The 15985-nt window shown below is 66.0% G+C and carries 16 protein-coding genes and 1 tRNA gene; 8 read left to right on the top strand and 9 right to left on the bottom strand.

The genetic code is table 11. The annotated features are described in order from the left end of the window. Nucleotides 1-37: 37 nt before the first annotated feature. Nucleotides 38-1240, top strand: a complete 1203-nt coding sequence (locus tag L0963_RS15105; RefSeq protein ID WP_062901348.1) for an acyl-CoA dehydrogenase — start codon at nt 38-40, stop codon at nt 1238-1240. 19 nt (nt 1241-1259) lie between these two features. Next, on the top strand, nt 1260-2378 hold the full coding sequence (locus L0963_RS15100) for a CaiB/BaiF CoA transferase family protein (RefSeq protein WP_234180410.1): 1119 nt from the start codon (nt 1260-1262) through the stop codon (nt 2376-2378). An 87-nt stretch (nt 2379-2465) separates the two neighbouring features. On the opposite strand, the gene L0963_RS15095 is transcribed toward L0963_RS15100, so the two are convergent. Then, nucleotides 2466-4808, bottom strand: a complete 2343-nt coding sequence (locus L0963_RS15095) for a TonB-dependent receptor (RefSeq protein ID WP_217372915.1) — start codon at nt 4806-4808, stop codon at nt 2466-2468. A gap of 206 nt (nt 4809-5014) precedes the next feature. Between L0963_RS15095 and L0963_RS15090 the strand changes: the two genes are divergently transcribed. Further along, nucleotides 5015-5680 carry a TetR/AcrR family transcriptional regulator gene (locus tag L0963_RS15090; RefSeq protein WP_234180408.1) on the top strand — a complete coding sequence of 222 codons (666 nt, stop codon included), beginning with the start codon at nt 5015-5017 and terminating at the stop codon, nt 5678-5680. Nucleotides 5681-5791: 111 nt separating this feature from the next. After that, on the top strand, nt 5792-6304 hold the full coding sequence (locus L0963_RS15085) for a DUF1993 family protein (protein ID WP_234180406.1): 513 nt from the start codon (nt 5792-5794) through the stop codon (nt 6302-6304). Nucleotides 6305-6343: 39 nt separating this feature from the next. On the opposite strand, the gene metW is transcribed toward L0963_RS15085, so the two are convergent. Both metW and metX read right to left on the bottom strand, forming a co-directional pair. Further along, nucleotides 6344-6931: a methionine biosynthesis protein MetW gene (gene metW / locus L0963_RS15080; RefSeq protein ID WP_086457899.1), complete on the bottom strand. Its 588-nt coding sequence runs from the start codon at nt 6929-6931 to the stop codon at nt 6344-6346. A gap of 2 nt (nt 6932-6933) precedes the next feature. Then, the gene (gene metX, locus L0963_RS15075) at nt 6934-8055 is read right to left on the bottom strand and encodes a homoserine O-acetyltransferase MetX (RefSeq protein WP_062901342.1); all 1122 of its coding nucleotides are present in this window, start codon (nt 8053-8055) and stop codon (nt 6934-6936) included. A 79-nt stretch (nt 8056-8134) separates the two neighbouring features. On the opposite strand from metX, the gene hisC reads away from it, so the two are divergent. Continuing rightward, nucleotides 8135-9253 (top strand): histidinol-phosphate transaminase, encoded by a 1119-nt coding sequence (gene hisC / locus L0963_RS15070; RefSeq protein ID WP_234180404.1) that lies wholly within the window; start codon nt 8135-8137, stop codon nt 9251-9253. 5 nt (nt 9254-9258) lie between these two features. Continuing rightward, entirely contained in the window at nt 9259-10167 is a 909-nt protein-coding gene (locus tag L0963_RS15065; protein ID WP_234180402.1) for a prephenate/arogenate dehydrogenase family protein, read from the top strand. A gap of 40 nt (nt 10168-10207) precedes the next feature. On the opposite strand, the gene L0963_RS15060 is transcribed toward L0963_RS15065, so the two are convergent. From L0963_RS15060 to ftsE, 4 genes are read right to left on the bottom strand one after another with little or no spacing between them, the layout of a single operon-like run. Then, nucleotides 10208-10939 carry a lysophospholipid acyltransferase family protein gene (locus tag L0963_RS15060; protein ID WP_217372917.1) on the bottom strand — a complete coding sequence of 244 codons (732 nt, stop codon included), beginning with the start codon at nt 10937-10939 and terminating at the stop codon, nt 10208-10210. Next, on the bottom strand, nt 10936-11466 hold the full coding sequence (locus tag L0963_RS15055) for a YdcF family protein (RefSeq protein ID WP_003042416.1): 531 nt from the start codon (nt 11464-11466) through the stop codon (nt 10936-10938). The genes L0963_RS15060 and L0963_RS15055 overlap by 4 nt, the downstream gene beginning before the upstream one ends. After that, nucleotides 11463-12368: a cell division protein FtsX gene (locus L0963_RS15050; RefSeq protein ID WP_234180400.1), complete on the bottom strand. Its 906-nt coding sequence runs from the start codon at nt 12366-12368 to the stop codon at nt 11463-11465. Before L0963_RS15050 ends, L0963_RS15055 begins: the two co-directional genes overlap by 4 nt. 12 nt (nt 12369-12380) lie before the next feature. Next, complete coding sequence (ftsE, locus tag L0963_RS15045; protein ID WP_058810882.1) at nt 12381-13109, bottom strand: cell division ATP-binding protein FtsE; 729 nt, start codon at nt 13107-13109, stop codon at nt 12381-12383. Between the two features lie 205 nt (nt 13110-13314). On the opposite strand from ftsE, the gene L0963_RS15040 reads away from it, so the two are divergent. Further along, on the top strand, nt 13315-14115 hold the full coding sequence (locus tag L0963_RS15040) for a zinc-ribbon domain-containing protein (RefSeq protein WP_234180399.1): 801 nt from the start codon (nt 13315-13317) through the stop codon (nt 14113-14115). A 31-nt stretch (nt 14116-14146) separates the two neighbouring features. Here L0963_RS15040 and L0963_RS15035 read toward each other — a convergent pair whose 3' ends face one another. Continuing rightward, nucleotides 14147-15211, bottom strand: a complete 1065-nt coding sequence (locus tag L0963_RS15035; RefSeq protein ID WP_234180397.1) for a YeiH family protein — start codon at nt 15209-15211, stop codon at nt 14147-14149. Between the two features lie 118 nt (nt 15212-15329). Here L0963_RS15035 and L0963_RS15030 point away from each other — a divergent pair. Beyond that, a tRNA-Arg gene (locus L0963_RS15030) sits at nt 15330-15406 on the top strand. A 91-nt stretch (nt 15407-15497) separates the two neighbouring features. Here the strand turns inward: L0963_RS15030 and L0963_RS15025 are convergent. Continuing rightward, entirely contained in the window at nt 15498-15923 is a 426-nt protein-coding gene (locus L0963_RS15025) for a hypothetical protein (protein WP_234180395.1), read from the bottom strand. Nucleotides 15924-15985 lie beyond the last annotated feature (62 nt).

The following is a 15985-nucleotide window of genomic DNA, read 5'->3' as shown; positions in this document are numbered from 1 at the left end:
GTATCGACGGGTCCGCGCTTTTGAAGAAAGCTGACCCATGGCCCTCGCCGATCCGCAGCGCATCGAAGCGCTCGACCCGTTCGATCCTCTCGCGCTCGACGCGCAGCTTTCGGAAGAGGAGCGGATGGTCCGCGATGCGGCGCGCGCCTATGCGACCGGCGAGCTGTTGCCCCGCGTCACCTCGGCTTTTCTCGACGAACGCTTCGACCGCGAGATCATGTCGGAAATGGGCGCGCTCGGCCTGCTCGGCGCGACGATCGACCCCAAATATGGCGGCGCGGGGCTCAATTATGTGAGCTACGGCCTGATCGCGCGCGAAGTCGAGCGCGTCGATTCGGGCTATCGTTCGGCCTGTTCGGTGCAAAGCTCGCTCGTGATGCACCCGATCAATGCCTATGGCAGCGAAGAGCAGAAGATGCGCTTCCTGCCCGGCCTCGCCTCGGGCGAGCTTGTCGGCTGCTTCGGCCTGACCGAACCCGACGCCGGCAGCGACCCCGCCGGGATGCGCACGCGCGCCGAAAAGATCGCGGGCGGATACCGGATCAAGGGCGCGAAGATGTGGATCACCAATTCGCCGATCGCCGACGTCTTCGTCGTGTGGGCGAAGTCCGACGCGCACGACGGCGCGATCCGCGGCTTCATCCTCGAAAAGGGCATGAAGGGCCTGTCGGCTCCGAAGATCGAGGGCAAGGTCAGCTTGCGCGCGTCGATCACCGGCGAGATCGTGATGGACGGGGTCGAAGTCGGCGAAGACGCGCTGTTGCCGCATGTCTCGGGGCTGAAGGGGCCGTTCGGCTGCCTCAACCGCGCGCGGTACGGCATCGGCTGGGGCGCGATGGGCGCGGCCGAATTCTGCTATGAGGCGGCGCGCAATTATACGCTCGAGCGCAAGCAGTTCGGGCGCCCGCTGGCGGCGAACCAGATCGTCCAGCTCAAGCTTGCCAATATGCTCACCGAAATCGCGCTCGGCACCCAGGCGGCGCTGCGCGTCGGACGGCTGATCGACGAAGGGCATCTCGCGCCCGACATGATCAGCTTCCTCAAGCGCAACAATTGCGGCAAGGCGCTCGATATCGCACGGGTGGCGCGCGACATGCACGGCGGCAACGGCATCTCGGCCGACTATCATGTGATCCGCCACGCGGTGAATCTGGAAACCGTCAACACCTATGAAGGCACGCATGACGTCCATGCGCTGATCCTCGGCCGCGCGATCACCGGCATCAGCGCCTTTGCCTGAGGCATCGTCGCCAGCGCCGGTGGCCAAGCCCCTCGAGGGACTGCGCGTCGTCGAACTGGCGCGCGTCCTCGCGGGGCCGTGGAGCGGGCAGCTGCTCGCTGACCTTGGCGCCGAGGTGGTGAAGGTCGAGCGCCCCGGCGCTGGCGACGATACGCGCCAATGGGGGCCGCCCTTCGTCACCGGCGCGGCGGGCGAAAATCTGGGCGCCGCTTATTATCACAGCTGCAATCGCGGCAAGCGCAGCGTCGCTGTCGACATCGCGACCGCCGAGGGGCAGGCGGCGGTGCGCGCACTGATCGCCGAAGCCGATGTCGTCATTGAAAATTACAAGGTTGGCGGACTCGTCAAATATGGGCTCGACCCTGCGACGCTGCGCGCCGATTTCCCGCGTCTGATCGTCTGTTCGATCACCGGCTTCGGCCAGACAGGCCCTTATGCGCACCGCGCCGGTTATGATTTCATCGTCCAGGCGATGAGCGGCTTCATGTCGCTGACCGGTGAACCGGACGGGCCGCCACAAAAGGCGGGGATCGCCTATGCCGACATCTTCACCGGCATGTATGCGACCGTCGGCATATTGGCGGCGCTGCGGCGTCGTGACGCCACCGGGGCTGGCGCGCATGTCGATATGGCGCTGCTCGACAGCCAGGTCGCGGTGCTCGCCAATCAGGCCGCCAATTATCTGGCGAGCGGCATCGCGCCCAAGCGGATGGGCAATGCGCATGTCAATGTCGTGCCCTATCAGCTGTTTGCGACCGCTGACGGCCAGCTCGTCATCGCGGTGGGCAATGACAGCCAGTATCGCAAGCTGTGCGCGATTTTGGGCGCGCCCGAATGGGCAGAAGATCCGCGCTTCGTGACCAATGCGGCGCGGCTCGCCAATCGCGCCGCGCTCATTCCGCTGCTCGCCGCAAGGATCGCGACCTGGGACGCGCAGCCGCTGTCGCTCGCGCTCGAAGCCGAGGGCGTTCCGGCGGGGCCGATCAACGATCTGGCGGCGGTGTTCGCCGATCCGCAGGTCATGGCTCGCGGCATGCGCATCCGGCCCGACGGCGCCTTTATCGACGGCGTGGCGAGTCCGATCGTGATCGATGACGAACGCATGGTTGCCGCCACCGGCGCGCCGCCGCTGCCCTGATCCGCCGAGCCGCGACGCAGCGACCCAAAAAAAGGGGCGCCGCAGCGGGCGCCCCTTTCCGTTTTTTTTTGGCTGTTCGTCGGCAGGTCAGAATTTGACCGTGCCGGTGACGAAGACCTGACGCGGGTTGCCGTAGAAGGCGGTCAAAATGCCTTCGAGGCCGAGCGTCGAGGCGCCCGCCGCATTCTGATAATTGTAGCCCGACGTGATATAGCGCTTGTCGGCCAGATTTTTGCCGTGGAGGCCGATCGAATAATTGCCGCTGTCGGCGGTCCAGACGAGGCTGGCATCCCACAGCGTGTAGCCCGGCTGGTCGAGCGCGGGGATCGGCACTTCGAACTGGTGCGTCAGGCTGCGATAGGACAGCGTCGTCGATGCGTCGATATTGCCGCCCATCGCCGGAATGCCCGCGGCGAGCGTGCCCGACACCGTCCATTTCGGCGTGTTCTGGAAGGTCCGGATATTCGAGACATCGGTGCCGGTGGGGCCGATGAAGCGCTTGTACTTGGCGTCGATATAGCCGAGCGATCCGTTGAAGCGGATGGCCGAACCGGCGCCGGCAAAATCGCGCGCGAGCACTGCATTGGTTTCGGCCTCGACCCCCTGGAGGCGCGCCTTGGCGGCGTTGGTGGTGATGCCGCAGAAGCTCTGCACCCCGCCGACGAGGCAGCCGACCGACCCCGGAATCTGCACATCCTTATAGTCCATGTAGAAACCGGCGAGGCTCAGCGTCAGGCGGCGATCGAGCAGCGATCCCTTGTAGCCGATTTCATAGCTGTCGACCTTTTCGGGGTCGAAGGCGAGGAAGTTGTAGATATCGTCATAGGTGCGGCCCGCCGACGGATTGCTGATCGGTGCCGAGGTGCCCGAACCGCGCGGATCGAAACCACCGCCCTTGAAGCCCTTCGAATAGGAGGCATAGATCATATTGTCCGCATTGGGCTTGAAGCTCAGTGAGGCGCGCGGGGTGAATTCCTTGAAGGTGCGCTCGCCGCGGAAATTGGTCGCCACCGCGATGGCGATCGGAGTCAGCGTGCCGCCGAACTCCGGCGACAGGCCGGTGATGCGGTTCGCCTTGTAGACAAAGGCGTTGCGATTGTCGCTCGTGTAGCGACCGCCGACCGACAGGCTGAGCTGATCGGTGAAGTCATAGGTGAAATCGCCGAACACCGACCAGGTCTTGGTCCGCACGTCGCCCGCAGTATAGCCGTTGAGGCCGGGCAACGGCCCGCCGAACGCTGGCGGCAGCGCGGCGCCCGTCAGGCCGAGCAACACGTCGAACGACGTCGCGGCCTGCGCATCGAGATAATAGAAGCCCAGGAGACCTTTCAGCTTGTCGCCTTCATAGAGCAGCTGGAATTCCTGGCTGATTTGCTCGTTGCGGTAGACCGCAGGCACGTCGACGTCGACCGACGGCAGCGAGTCGAAGTCGATCGGGGTGAAGCTGCGGTCCTTGCGCCACGCACTGATCGAACGCAGCGTCAGCGTGTCGGTGAGATTTGCCGTGACATTCATCGCCAGGCCATAGGCCCGGACGTCCTGTTTCGGATCGTTGAGCCCGGCGCGGGTGTCGTAGACATTGTCGAGCACCGGCGCGCCTGAGAAGAGGCCCGGGATCAGGCGATGGCCGTTGCGCGGCGATGATTTGTCGTGGGTATAGTCGCCCGAGATGCGGATAAGCACCGGCGCGCCATTGCCGCCGAATTCCAGCGTGCCGCGGCCGGCCCACACATCCTTGTTGTAGTTTTCGAGGCCGGGGATGTTGAGATTGTCGCCGAAACCGCCGCGCGACAGGCGCGCAACCGACCCGCCGACGCGCAGCATGTCGTTGATCGGCACGCTGGCGGTGACGACCAGATCGGCCTGATTATAGCTGCCATAGGTGCCGCGGATGCGCAGCTCGGGCGAATCGGGGTTGAGCGCGCGCGTCACATATTTGACCGCGCCGCCGATGGTGTTGCGGCCATAGAGCGTTCCCTGCGGACCGCGCAGCACCTCGATCCGCTCGACGTCGTAGATGTCGAGCACCGCCGCCTGCGGGCGGTTGAGATAGACGTCGTCAAGGTAGATGCCGATACCCGCTTCGAAGCCGGGGACCGGATCCTGCTGACCGACGCCGCGGATGAAGGCGGTGAGCGTCGAATTGGTCCCACGCGAATTCTCGAGCGTGGTGTTCGGCGTCATGTTCGCGACATCGGTGATGTCGATCGCGCCGCGGGTTTCAAGCGCTTCGCCCGAAATGGCGGTGACCGCGACGGGAACGTCGATCAGCCGTTCGTCGCGCCGGCGGGCGGTGACGATGATCTCGGCGCTGTCGTCGGCGGAGCTGGCGCCTTCGTCCTGAGCGAAGGCAGCAGGGGTGAAAGCGATCATCGAGAGCGCGGTCGAGGCCAGAACGGCACGACGCAGCGGGCGAGCGAAGGAACGCATGATGTGTCTCCCATGTGACGGGTGACCCCTCGTCACCCTTTGCGTTTTTTTGGGCCGGTCCTTGCCAAGCCGCGCCGCACCCAATAATGAAACCTGAACCAAGTTTCAACTTGGAAGTTGTGAAGGCTATATTTTGCCCTCCGGTGATGCAAAAAGGCCACGCAAGGGGGCCGCCGGACATTCGGGGCGGAGAGGGAAGGCACAAGATGGATCAGCCGCGATCATCGGCACCGCCGGGCGAAGGGGGCGCAGGTCCCGTCGATGCGGCGGCGCCGGGCAATCCCGACAAGGCGCCGCGCACCGAACGCGGGCGGCGCACGCTGCGCAAGCTGCTCGACGCCGCGGCGATCGAATTCGGCGAGCGCGGGTTTCACGACGCATCGATCAGCGGCATCACGCGCCGCGCCGGAACCGCGCTGGGCAGTTTCTACACCTACTTCGATTCGAAAGAGGAAATCTTCCAGGCGCTCGTCCGCTATATGAGCGAGCAACTCCGCGACCATGTCACCCCGCTGGTGCAGGCGGCGCCCGACGAAATCGCCGCCGAACGCGTCGGCCTTGAATCCTTCCTCCGCTTCGTGCGCGAGCATAAGGAAATCTATCGCATCATCGACGAGGCCGAATTCGTCGATTATGCCAGCTATCGCCGCCACTATGAAACAACGGTCGAACGCATGCGCCAGCGCCTGGAAAATGGCGCAGCGCGCGGCGAAATCCGCGCCGATGCGGGCGAGGTCAATGCCTGGGCCATCGCCGGCATGAACGTCTTTCTGGGCATGCGCTACGGTCTGTGGGACGAAAGCGCCGACATCGCCGACGTCGCCCGGATCGCCAACGACATGCTGGCGAACGGGCTCAGGAGGAAGGATTGATGCGGACGGCGACGGCGATATTAGCCGAAAAGGATGACATTGCCGGGCGTTGCGATTAACGGCCCGCGCCGATGTTCTAGCGTCAGGCACCGCCCGCCATAAAGGATCATCATGACTTACGCGCAATCCGCCCGGATGACCTTCGCCAATATGCTGGGCACGCTCGATCATCTCGTCGCCAAAGCCATCGATGCCGGAATGACGGATGAGGTGCTCGCGGACAAATTGACTGATGACATGTTTCCGCTCGAACTGCAGTTCCGCGTTGCCCTCAATCAGGTGGTGTTGGCGCTCAATCAAGTAGGCGGACAAGCGCTACCGCTCGAAGAGGTGGCCTACAAATCGCTCGCCGAGGTGCGCCAGCGAATTTCCGCGATTCGCTTGCTGGTCGAACAGACCGGCCCCGCCGAATGGGCCGACGCCGATGCCCTCGTCGATCTGACCTTGCCCAATGGCGTTCGTTTCCTGATGTCGGCGGAGGAAGACATCCGCGACTGGATCCTTCCGAACTTCTACTTTCATGTTACGATGGCCTATGCCTTGCTGCGCAATGCGGGTTTGCTCATCGGAAAGGTGGATTTCATACCCCATATGGCGCGCCACAAGGCATCGACTGCGGAATAGAGCAAATGTTCCGGACTTCTTGACGCCGCGCCTTGCGACTCAGCCGCGCGAAATCAGGAAGATCGCATGTTCAGCGCGCCAGGTTGCGGCAGCGGCGCTGGTCGGCTTGTCGCCCGATAGATACCAGGCCGCCTCGACGCCGATCCCACGCGCGCGCACCAAGTCGCGAAAATCGGCGACGGTGACATGGTGGATGTTCGGCGTTTCATACCATGCGACGGGCAGCAGGCGCGTCACCGGCATCCGCCCGTTCCACAAGAGCGCGAGCCGCACGCGCCAATGCGCGAAATTGGGAAAGCTGACGAAGGCGCGCGGGGCGATGCGCAGCAGCTCGGCAATGACGCGGTCGGGGCGCTCGGTCGTCTGCAGTGTCTGCGACAGGATCGCATAGTCGAACGCATCGTCGGGATAGTCGGCAAGGTCGTGGTTTGCGTCGCCCTGGACCACCGATTGGCCGCGCGCGATCGCCGCGGTGACATTGGCGGCATCGATTTCGAGTCCGCGGGCATCGACGCCCTTGTCGCGGAGCGCCGCGATCAGGTCGCCGTCGCCGCAGCCGACGTCGAGGACGCGGGTGGCCGCGGGGACCGCGCCGGCGATGATCGCAAGGTCGGGACGCAGCGCCATGCTCAGCCGCCGTTCCGCAACGCACCGGCGACGAGGCGGTCGAGCGCCGGGACGTCGAGCAGGAAGCTGTCGTGGCCGAACGGTGCCGACAGTTCGACGAAGCTTGCCGCCGCGCCGACGCTTTGCAGCGCCTGGACGACGCGGCGCGATTCGCTGGTCGGATAGAGCCAGTCGGTATCGAAGCTGACGAGCGTGAAGCGCACGTCGCGCGCCTTGGCAAATGCGCCTGCGAGGCGCCCGTCATGCGGTTCGGCAAGGTCGAAATAGTCCATCGCGCGCGTGATGTAGAGATAGGCATTGGCATCGAAGCGGTCGGTAAAGGCCAGCCCCTGATGGCGCAGATAGGATTCGACCTGGAAATCGGCGTCGAAGCCGAAGCTCTTGGCATCGCGTGCCTGCAGCCGGCGGCCGAATTTTTCGGTCAACCCGGCTTCGGACAAATAGGTGATGTGCGCCGCCATGCGCGCGACCGACAGCCCTTTGGTCGGGGCGCGGTCGCTGCCGTAATATTGGCCGTCCTGCCAGTCGGGATCGGCCATGATCGCCTGCCGCCCCACCTCGTGAAAGGCGATATTCTGTGCCGAATGGCGCGCGGCGCTTGCGATAACGACCGCCGACGCCAGCCGTTCGGGATAGGCCGCAGCCCAGCCGAGCGTCTGCATTCCGCCCATCGATCCGCCGATGACGGCATGCAGCCGCGCAATCCCCAGATGGTCGAGCAGCATAGCCTGCGCGCGCACCATGTCGGCGATAGTGATGACAGGAAAAGCCATGCCGAGTGGTGCGCCGGTGGCCGCATCGGGCGTCGCCGGACCGCTCGTCCCCATGCAGCTGCCGAGGACGTTGGCGCAGAGGACGAAATAGCGGTCGGTATCGACGGGCTTGCCGGGACCGACCATGCGCGCCCACCAGCCCGGCTTGCCCGTCGCCGGGTGGTCACTCGCGACATATTGGTCGCCGGTCAGTGCGTGGCAGACGAGCACCGCGTTCGACCGGTCGGCATCGAGCGTGCCATAGCTTTGATAGGCGATCGTCACCGACGGCAACGCCTGACCGCTGTCGAGCGGCAGGGGCCGGTCGATCGTCACGCTCTGGTGCCGGATCTGATGGAGGAGGCTCGCCATGCTTTCCGGGGCGCTAGGCCGGTGCGCGAAGGCTGTCAACGTACTGGACTCGGCGCGCACAGCCGCTAAACGGCGCCGCATGACCGGTGACAGCAAAACCCTCGCCCCCAAGCCGTGGATCAGCGGCATCGCTCCCTATGTGCCCGGCAAGTCGGCGGGCGCTGACGGCCGGCCGCTGATCAAGCTTTCGGCGAACGAAAATCCGCTCGGCACCGGCGACAAGGCGCGCGAAGCCTTCCGGGCGTCTCAGGCGGCCGCCGACGCGCTCTCGCGCTATCCCGATCCGGGCGCCGACGTGCTGCGCGCGGCGATCGCGGCGAAGTTCGGGCTCGATCCGGCGCGCGTTATCTGCGGCAACGGGTCGGACGAACTGCTTCACCTCGCGGCGGGCGTCTATGCCGGCGAAGGCGACGAAATCCTGTATGTCCGCTACGGCTTTGCAGTCTATGAAATCGCGGCCCGGCGGGTCGGCGCGGTGCCGGTGGAAGCCGAGGACCGCGACTATGCGACCGATGTCGATGCGCTGCTCGCCGCGGTGACCGGCAAGACCCGCGTCGTCTATCTCGCCAATCCGAACAATCCGACCGGAACGCTCGCAACGAAGGAAGAGGTTGCGCGCATCCACGCCGGCCTGCCCGGCGACGTGCTGTTCGTGATCGACCAGGCCTATGCCGAATATCTGGATGCCGATCAGGATGATGGCGGCCTCGAACTGGCGAAAAGCGCGCCCAATGTGTTCATCACGCGCACTTTTTCGAAGATCCACGGGCTGGCGGCCGAGCGGATCGGCTGGGGCTATGCGAGCGCCGAGGTGATTTCGGCGCTGCACCGTATCCGCCTGCCCTTCAACGTCACGCGCGCCGGACAGGCGGCGGCGGTCGCGGCGCTGGCCGATGATGATTTCGTCGCGCGCAGCCGCGCGCATAATGCGAAATGGCGCGCCTGGCTGGCGGGCGAGATCGAAAGCCTGGGTAACCACGGGCTGCGTATCGTCCCGTCGGCGACCAATTTCCTGCTCGTGCTGTTCGAAGGCGCGATCAGTGCCGAGACGGTCTACAACCGGCTGATGGAGGCGGGCTATATCGTCCGCTGGCTGCCTGGACAGGGTATCCCTGAGGCGCTGCGCATGACGATCGGCACCGAAGACGAGACGCGCGGGCTCGCGGCGGCGATCCGCGCCGCGATCGCCGCGGGCTGACTGGCATGGCGCGCGCGATCGGGCGGGTTGCGATCGTCGGGCTGGGCCTGATCGGATCGTCGGTGGCGCGCGCGATCAAGGCGAAGCTGCCCGATTTGGCGGTAACCGGCCACGATGCCGATCCTGATGTCCGCGCCGAGGCGCGCGCACTCGGCTTCTGCGATGCGGTGAGCGACGATGCGGCGGTGGCAGTAGAGAGCGCCGACCTGGTGATTCTGGCGGTACCCGTCGGGCGCATGGCGGAGGCCGCCGCGGCGATCGCGCCGGGCCTGTCCGCGCATGCAATCATTTCGGACGTCGGGTCGTCGAAGGCGGGGGTCGGCGCCGCGCTGCGCGCCGCTCTGCCCGATCATGTCGTGGTGCCCGCCCACCCGGTCGCGGGGACCGAGAACAGCGGCCCGGCCGCGGGCTTTGCGACGCTGTTCGACGGACGCTGGTGCATCGTCACCCCGGCGCCGGACGCGCCCGCCGATGCGGTCGCCGCGGTGACGGGAATGTGGCAGGCGCTCGGCGCGAAGGTCGAGACGATGGACGCGGCGCATCACGACATGGTGCTGGCGGTGACAAGCCATCTGCCGCACCTCATCGCCTATACGATCGTCGGCACCGCCAGCGAGCTCGAGGAAGTGACCGAGAGCGAGGTCATCAAATATTCGGCGGGCGGTTTTCGCGATTTCACGCGCATCGCGGCGAGCGACCCGGTGATGTGGCGCGACGTGTTCCTTGCCAACCGCGATGCAGTGCTCGCGACGCTGCAGCGCTTCAACGAGGATCTGACGGCGCTCCAGCAGGCGATCCGCCGCGGCGACGGCGACCGGCTCGAAGACTGGTTCACGCGGACGCGGGCGATCCGCCGTTCGATCATCGAGCAGGGTCAGGATGATGCGGCCCCCGATTTCGGGCGCAAACACTGACCGTTGCCCCCTGTGAGGGCGGGGACGACGACCGTTATTGCTATTGCTCGGCCGGCTTTTCCAGCAGTGCTTCGGGCGGGTTGAGCGCGTTGATCGCGCGCCAGACGCGTTCTTCGGCTTCCTCGCGCGGCAGGCCGGCGGGGATGGTGTCGCCGATGCGATAGGTGATGGTTCCCGGCCATTTTACCCAGCGGTGCGGCGGATAGGCGATGCCGCTGTTGACGGCGACCGGGATCACGGGGACGCCCAGCATTCGATAGACGCCCGCAAAGCCCGACCGCAGCGGGGGCGCCTTGCCGTGCGGCACGCGCGTGCCTTCGGCGAACAGCACCAGCGGGCGACCGATCGCCAGCGCCGCCTTGGCCGCGTTCAGCATCGCGCGCATCGCCTTGCTGCCGCCGTCGCGGTCGACCGGGATCAGCCCATAAAAGCGCGCCGCCTGTCCCCAGACGGGAATCGAGAATAATTCCTCCTTGGCGAAGACCGCGGGCCATTTGAACAGCATCGGCTGTTCGATCGTCTCGAACGCGCCCTCATGCTTGAAGACATAGAGGACGGGGATGTCGGGCATCTCGCCCTCAACGATCACCCGGTGCCCCAGGATGAAGCGGCAGATCAGCCGGTGGAACTTCGCCCAAGCGCGCACGAACCCGCGCGTCGCATGGTGCGAGATCGGCAGCGTGACGATCGCGCCGATCGAGCAGATGCTGCTCATCAGGACGAAGGCGATCCAGAACAGGATCGAACGCACGAGGGCGATCGGATAGCTCACAGTCCGAGCAGGCCGCCCGCCAGACCGGCCAGATATTTGTGATATTCGCGAAACAGCGTCGAAAAGCTCGGCTGGCTGCGCACCGCATCGGGAAGGATCGTCACCTTCTTGTCCATCGCGCGGCCGAGTTCATATTCGGCGCGGCGCATGTGCCAGTCGGTGGTGACGAGCCGGATGCTCTTGTAGTTGCGCCGCGCAACCCAGCTTGCGACCTCGGTCGCGTTCGAGCGTGTATCCTCGGCCTCAAAACCCAGCGCGACACAGCAATCGAACAGCTTTTGCGGCCGTTTATATTCGGCGGCGAGTTCCTTCGGCTTCACTTCGCGCGCGACGCCGCTGATCAGGAGCCGCTTGGCGCGTCCCGCCTCGAGCAGTTCCAGCCCGCGGTCGATCCGGCCGGGGCCGCCGGTCAGCACGACGATCGCGTCGGTCGTCTGGTCGCCCGCGGGCAGCGGCAAGAGCAGCGCGAACCACGCGAAGCCCAGCACCCAGGCCAGGAACAGGAGAGAGATCAGCCGTTTGATCATAAAATCTTCTTGAGCGCGGCGAGCAGGGTCTGCCGCGCCGTCAGTGCCGCGAGCGCGATAGCCAATAGCGGCAGCGCCAGCAAGAGCGCCCAGCCGATCGGGCCAAGCGACGCGGTCGCGGCAAGTCCCGATGTCACGCGCGACCATTGCCAGCCGATCAGCAGCAGGATGGCGGCGGCCACCGCGGTACCGAGCGCGACACCATAAGCCGTATCGATCGTGATGCGGCGCTGGAACAGGCGGGCGATCTGCTGGTCGGTGGCGCCGATCAGGTGCAGCATCTCGATCGTCGCATAATGGGTGCCCAGCGCGGCACGTGCCGTCATGATGACCACCGCGGCGCTGGCGAGCGTCATCAGGATAACGAGACCGCCCGCGATCCAGGCGAGTGAGCGGATCAACCGCGCGACGGGGCCGAGCCAATCCGCATGCGGGATGACGCGCGCGCCGGGGGCCTCGCGGGCGACGAGCGCGCGCAGCTGGCCCATATGACCCGACCGATCCTCGCCGACGAAATCGACATCGACGAGCGCCGGCATCGGCAGCGAGCGCAGCACCGGATCGTCGCCGTCGGCGGTGCCGAACCATTGGCCGAGCGTCGCCTGCAGCTCGGCCGGATCGACCGCGCGCGCCGATCGCACGAAGGGTTGTGCAGCAGCCGCGCGGCGCAGTGCCGCCGCCTGCTCTGCGCGCAGCACGGGATTGGCGGTAATGATCTGCACCGTGACGCGCCCCGCAATTGCCTCGCCGATCGCATCCGCCGATCGCGCAAGGCCGACGCCGCCCGCGGCGGCCAGCAGGGTGAGCATCATCAGGATCGCGATGACCCACGGTGTCGGGCCCGACAGGCGGCGATCGGGAAGCAGGCGGCGATGCTGGACGGGAACGCGCGCGAAGATCATCGGCCTTCCATCCTAGGCGCGGTTCGGCGGATAGCGCAGCGCGCCAGTGGGATCGGACAGCCGCCCCTTTTCGAGCCGCATCATCTGGGCATTGTCGATGCGGCTGATCAGATGGATGTCGTGGGTCGCGACGACGACCGTGGTGCCGAGGCGGTTGAGCGCCTCGAACAAGCCCAGCAGGCGCATCGCCATCTCGGGATCGACGTTACCCGTCGGTTCGTCGGCGACGAGCAGTTGCGGGCGGGCGATCACCGCGCGCGCGATCGCCACCCGCTGTTGCTCGCCGCCCGACAGCGTCGGTGGAAAGGCGTGCGCGCGTTCGCTCAGCCCGATCCAGCTCAGCATCTCGCCCACCGGGCCCGACAGATCCTCCTCGCTGACCCCGGCGATGCGCAGCGGCAGCGCGATATTGTCGCGCGCGCTCAAATGCGGGATTAGCCGGAAGTCCTGGAAGACGACGCCGATGCGACGGCGAAAGCCGGGCAGGCGCTGGCGCGGCATCGTCCCCAGATCCTCACCGAACAGGCGCACGATGCCGCGGCTCGGCCGCTGCGCGAGGTAAAGCATCTTGAGCAGCGAGGTCTTGCCCGCGCCCGACGCGCCGGTCAGGAAATAGAAGCTGCCGGGCTGAAGGTTGAAACTGATGTCGGACAATGTCTCGGCATCGGGCCCGTAGCGCAGGCCGACGCCGTCGAATTCGACCATTGCGCCGCCGGGCCGGCCGGGGGCGGTCGCCGTCATGACGCCACCATCGCGCGCCGCGACGCGCCTTGGTGCCGGTCGAAAAGGGGAGCCCCGCCGCTCATGTCGCTGCCTGTCGCACGGCTGTTTCGCGAGGACAAGCGCCAAGCGTCGGCTTTTCGACCGGCGCTCGCCATGCCCTGTCGGCACGCCCGGCGCACGCGGCGCTTGCAACACCGCGAATCAGCGTGTTTAGAGAGACGCCATGATCCTGTCCTGCCCGTCCTGCCATACGCGCTATGTCGTCCCCGACACAGCGATCGGACCCAATGGCCGAACGGTGCGCTGTGCCAGTTGCCGCCATAGCTGGTTCCAGGAACCCGCTGCAGCGGCCGCGGCGGCGCCCGTGCCCGCTGCGCCGCCCGTCCCGGAGCCGGTTTCGGCGCCCGAGGCCGCGCCTTCCGCCCCCTCGTCTGTATCCGCACCGCCCGCATTCGATCCCGCACCGGCCGCGCCGCCCGTGGTCGAGGAGTCCGCGCCGCCGCCGCCGCCGCAGGCCTTTGCGGTGCCCGAGGCCGAGCCGCGCGTCATTCCGGCCAGCGAGGCCGAGCCGCCGCTGCCCTTCCGCCGCGCCCGGCGCAATCCCGCCAAGCGCTGGACGATGATCGCCGCTGCCGCCGCGCTGCTGATGATCGGCGCGACCGGGGCGCTCTACTGGTTCGGCCTGCCGGGCTGGGCGCAGGGTCTGGGTATTCCGGGGATGACCGACGAGCCCGATCTGGTGATCGAGCTTCCGCCCAATCAGGATCACCGCGAACTGCCCGACGGCACTATCTATTTCGCGGCGAGTGGGGTCATCATCAACCCGACCGATCGCGAACAGCGCGTGCCGCCGATCCTCGCCGAACTGCGCGATGCGCAGGGGACGATCGTCTATAGCTGGACGATCAAGCCGCCGGTGCGGATGCTGCCGCCCAACGAAAAGGTCAATTTCAGCGAGGCGAAGCTCGATATTCCGCGCCGAGCGACGCAGTTGACCGTCAGCTGGGCGCTCCCGAAAGGCTGAGCCTCAGCTGCGCCGTCGTGACGTCACGGCGTCACAGGCTGACGGCGGCGGCAAGCGCCAGCAGAAAGCTGGTCAGCGTCGCGACGATGATCGGCGCGAAGCTGCGCCACCCCTGATCGAGCAACAGCGCAAGCCGTGCCTTCATCGCCGTCGCGACGATCGCGAGCAATAGCAGCGCCTGCGCCCCGGTCGCCGCCGCGCCCTGCACCGGCTTCGGAATTGCAACGATCGAATTGATCGCGGCGATCAGCAGAAAGCCGGTGATGAACCACGGCAGGCGCAGCGGGATCTTGCGCTTTCCGGCGGGCGCGTCGCCGGCGCGGCCCAGCCACATGGCGACGAGCATCAGCATCGGGGCGAGCAGCGCGACACGGGTCAGCTTGACGATCGTCGCGACCTCGCCCGCCTGCGGCGAAAAGGAAAAGCCGCCGCCGATCGCCTGCGCGACGTCGTGGATCGACGCACCGATCAGAAAGCCGGCCTGCGTGTCGGTCAGGCCGATTTCGGCGGCGAGAATGGGGTAGAGCGACATGGCCAGCGCGCTCGCGACCGTGATGCCGACCAGCGTCAGCGTGAAGCGCGCCTGGTCGACGCGCTTGTCGCCGATCAGCGAATAGAGCGCGAGCGCCGCCGACGCGCCGCAGATTGCGGTCGCGCCGCCCGCGAGCAGCGCGGCGTGACTGTCCTGCCGGAACAGCCGCGCGCTCGCGACGGTGATCAGGATGACTGCGAGCATGATGACGACGAGCAGCGCAAAGGGGAGCGGCCCCAGTTCGACGAGCTGTTCGGCGGTAATCCGGGCGCCGACGAGGACAATGCCGATCCGCAGCGCGGTCTGCGACATCAGGTCGAGCCCGGCGTGGGTGCGCTTGTCCTGCGACAGAAAACTCATCGCGAGGCCGATGAGCAGCCCCATCAGCACAAGCGGGGCGCCATAATGATCGGCGAGCCACGCAGCGGCGAGCGCCGCGATCGCGGTCGCAAAGGCGCCGGGAAAATAATCGTGCCAGCGCCGCGCGGCCGTGGGCGTTGTTTCAAGCTGCAGCTCGCCATAAAGATCGGCGGCCATCGGCCAGCCCTGGTTCGTATCCGCCATCACCGTCCCCGCACCGGCCGCCGCATCGCGGCCCCGACGCCGCTTCGCATATACGCGCCGCGCGGTCGATAGACCATTGCTGGCAGGCGAAGCTCTTGCTAGAGGCCGCGCTCTACCGGCACCCGTAGCTCAGCTGGATAGAGCGCTGCCCTCCGAAGGCAGAGGTCACAGGTTCGAATCCTGTCGGGTGCGCCAGCTTTTCAATGGGTTAGTGAAGCGTCAGTCGTTCCGTATGGAATGAGTATGGAAAACAGGGGTTCCCATCCGTGCTTCTAGCCCATTAGCCCTAGGCGCGATTCAGCCAGCTAATCGCAGCATCAAGCACGGCATGCGCTTCTTTTATGAGCGTGAGGTCGCGTGTCCATTGCCCGTCAGGGCCGCCAGTAAATTTCTCTCCGTGGAGATAACTATTTCGCACGCGGCATACGCCCTGCACGATTAACTCCTGTACGTTTGCGAGTGGGATCGGAACCTCGGGCGCCCATTGAAGATTCTTCATTAGGCGACGCGGCGGTTCGCTGATCAGTGTCTTGGCTATGCCTCGGTCGACGACTGTAGCAAAGAAGTCAGGGCCTAGGTCGCGAGCGAAGCTGTCCCAGTCGGCCTCTGCTACATCTTTGTTCTCACGGAGATGGGAAGAGCGCTTCAGGGCATATTCTGTTTCGCCAAACGACCTGGCGAAGGAGGCTGCCAATTTATAGGGGTCTTCCATTAGATACTCAGCAGGATCGTCGCGTTTTGGTACTCTTTTAGCATGGCACTCTGGTGCGGCAA

The sequence above is a fragment of the Sphingopyxis sp. NFH-91 genome (genome assembly GCF_021401285.1).
In the GTDB taxonomy this organism is placed as follows: Bacteria; Pseudomonadota; Alphaproteobacteria; order Sphingomonadales; family Sphingomonadaceae; genus Sphingopyxis; species Sphingopyxis terrae_A.
Note: the sequence above shows the minus strand (reverse complement) of the source record. Positions and strands in the feature narration are given on the sequence as shown.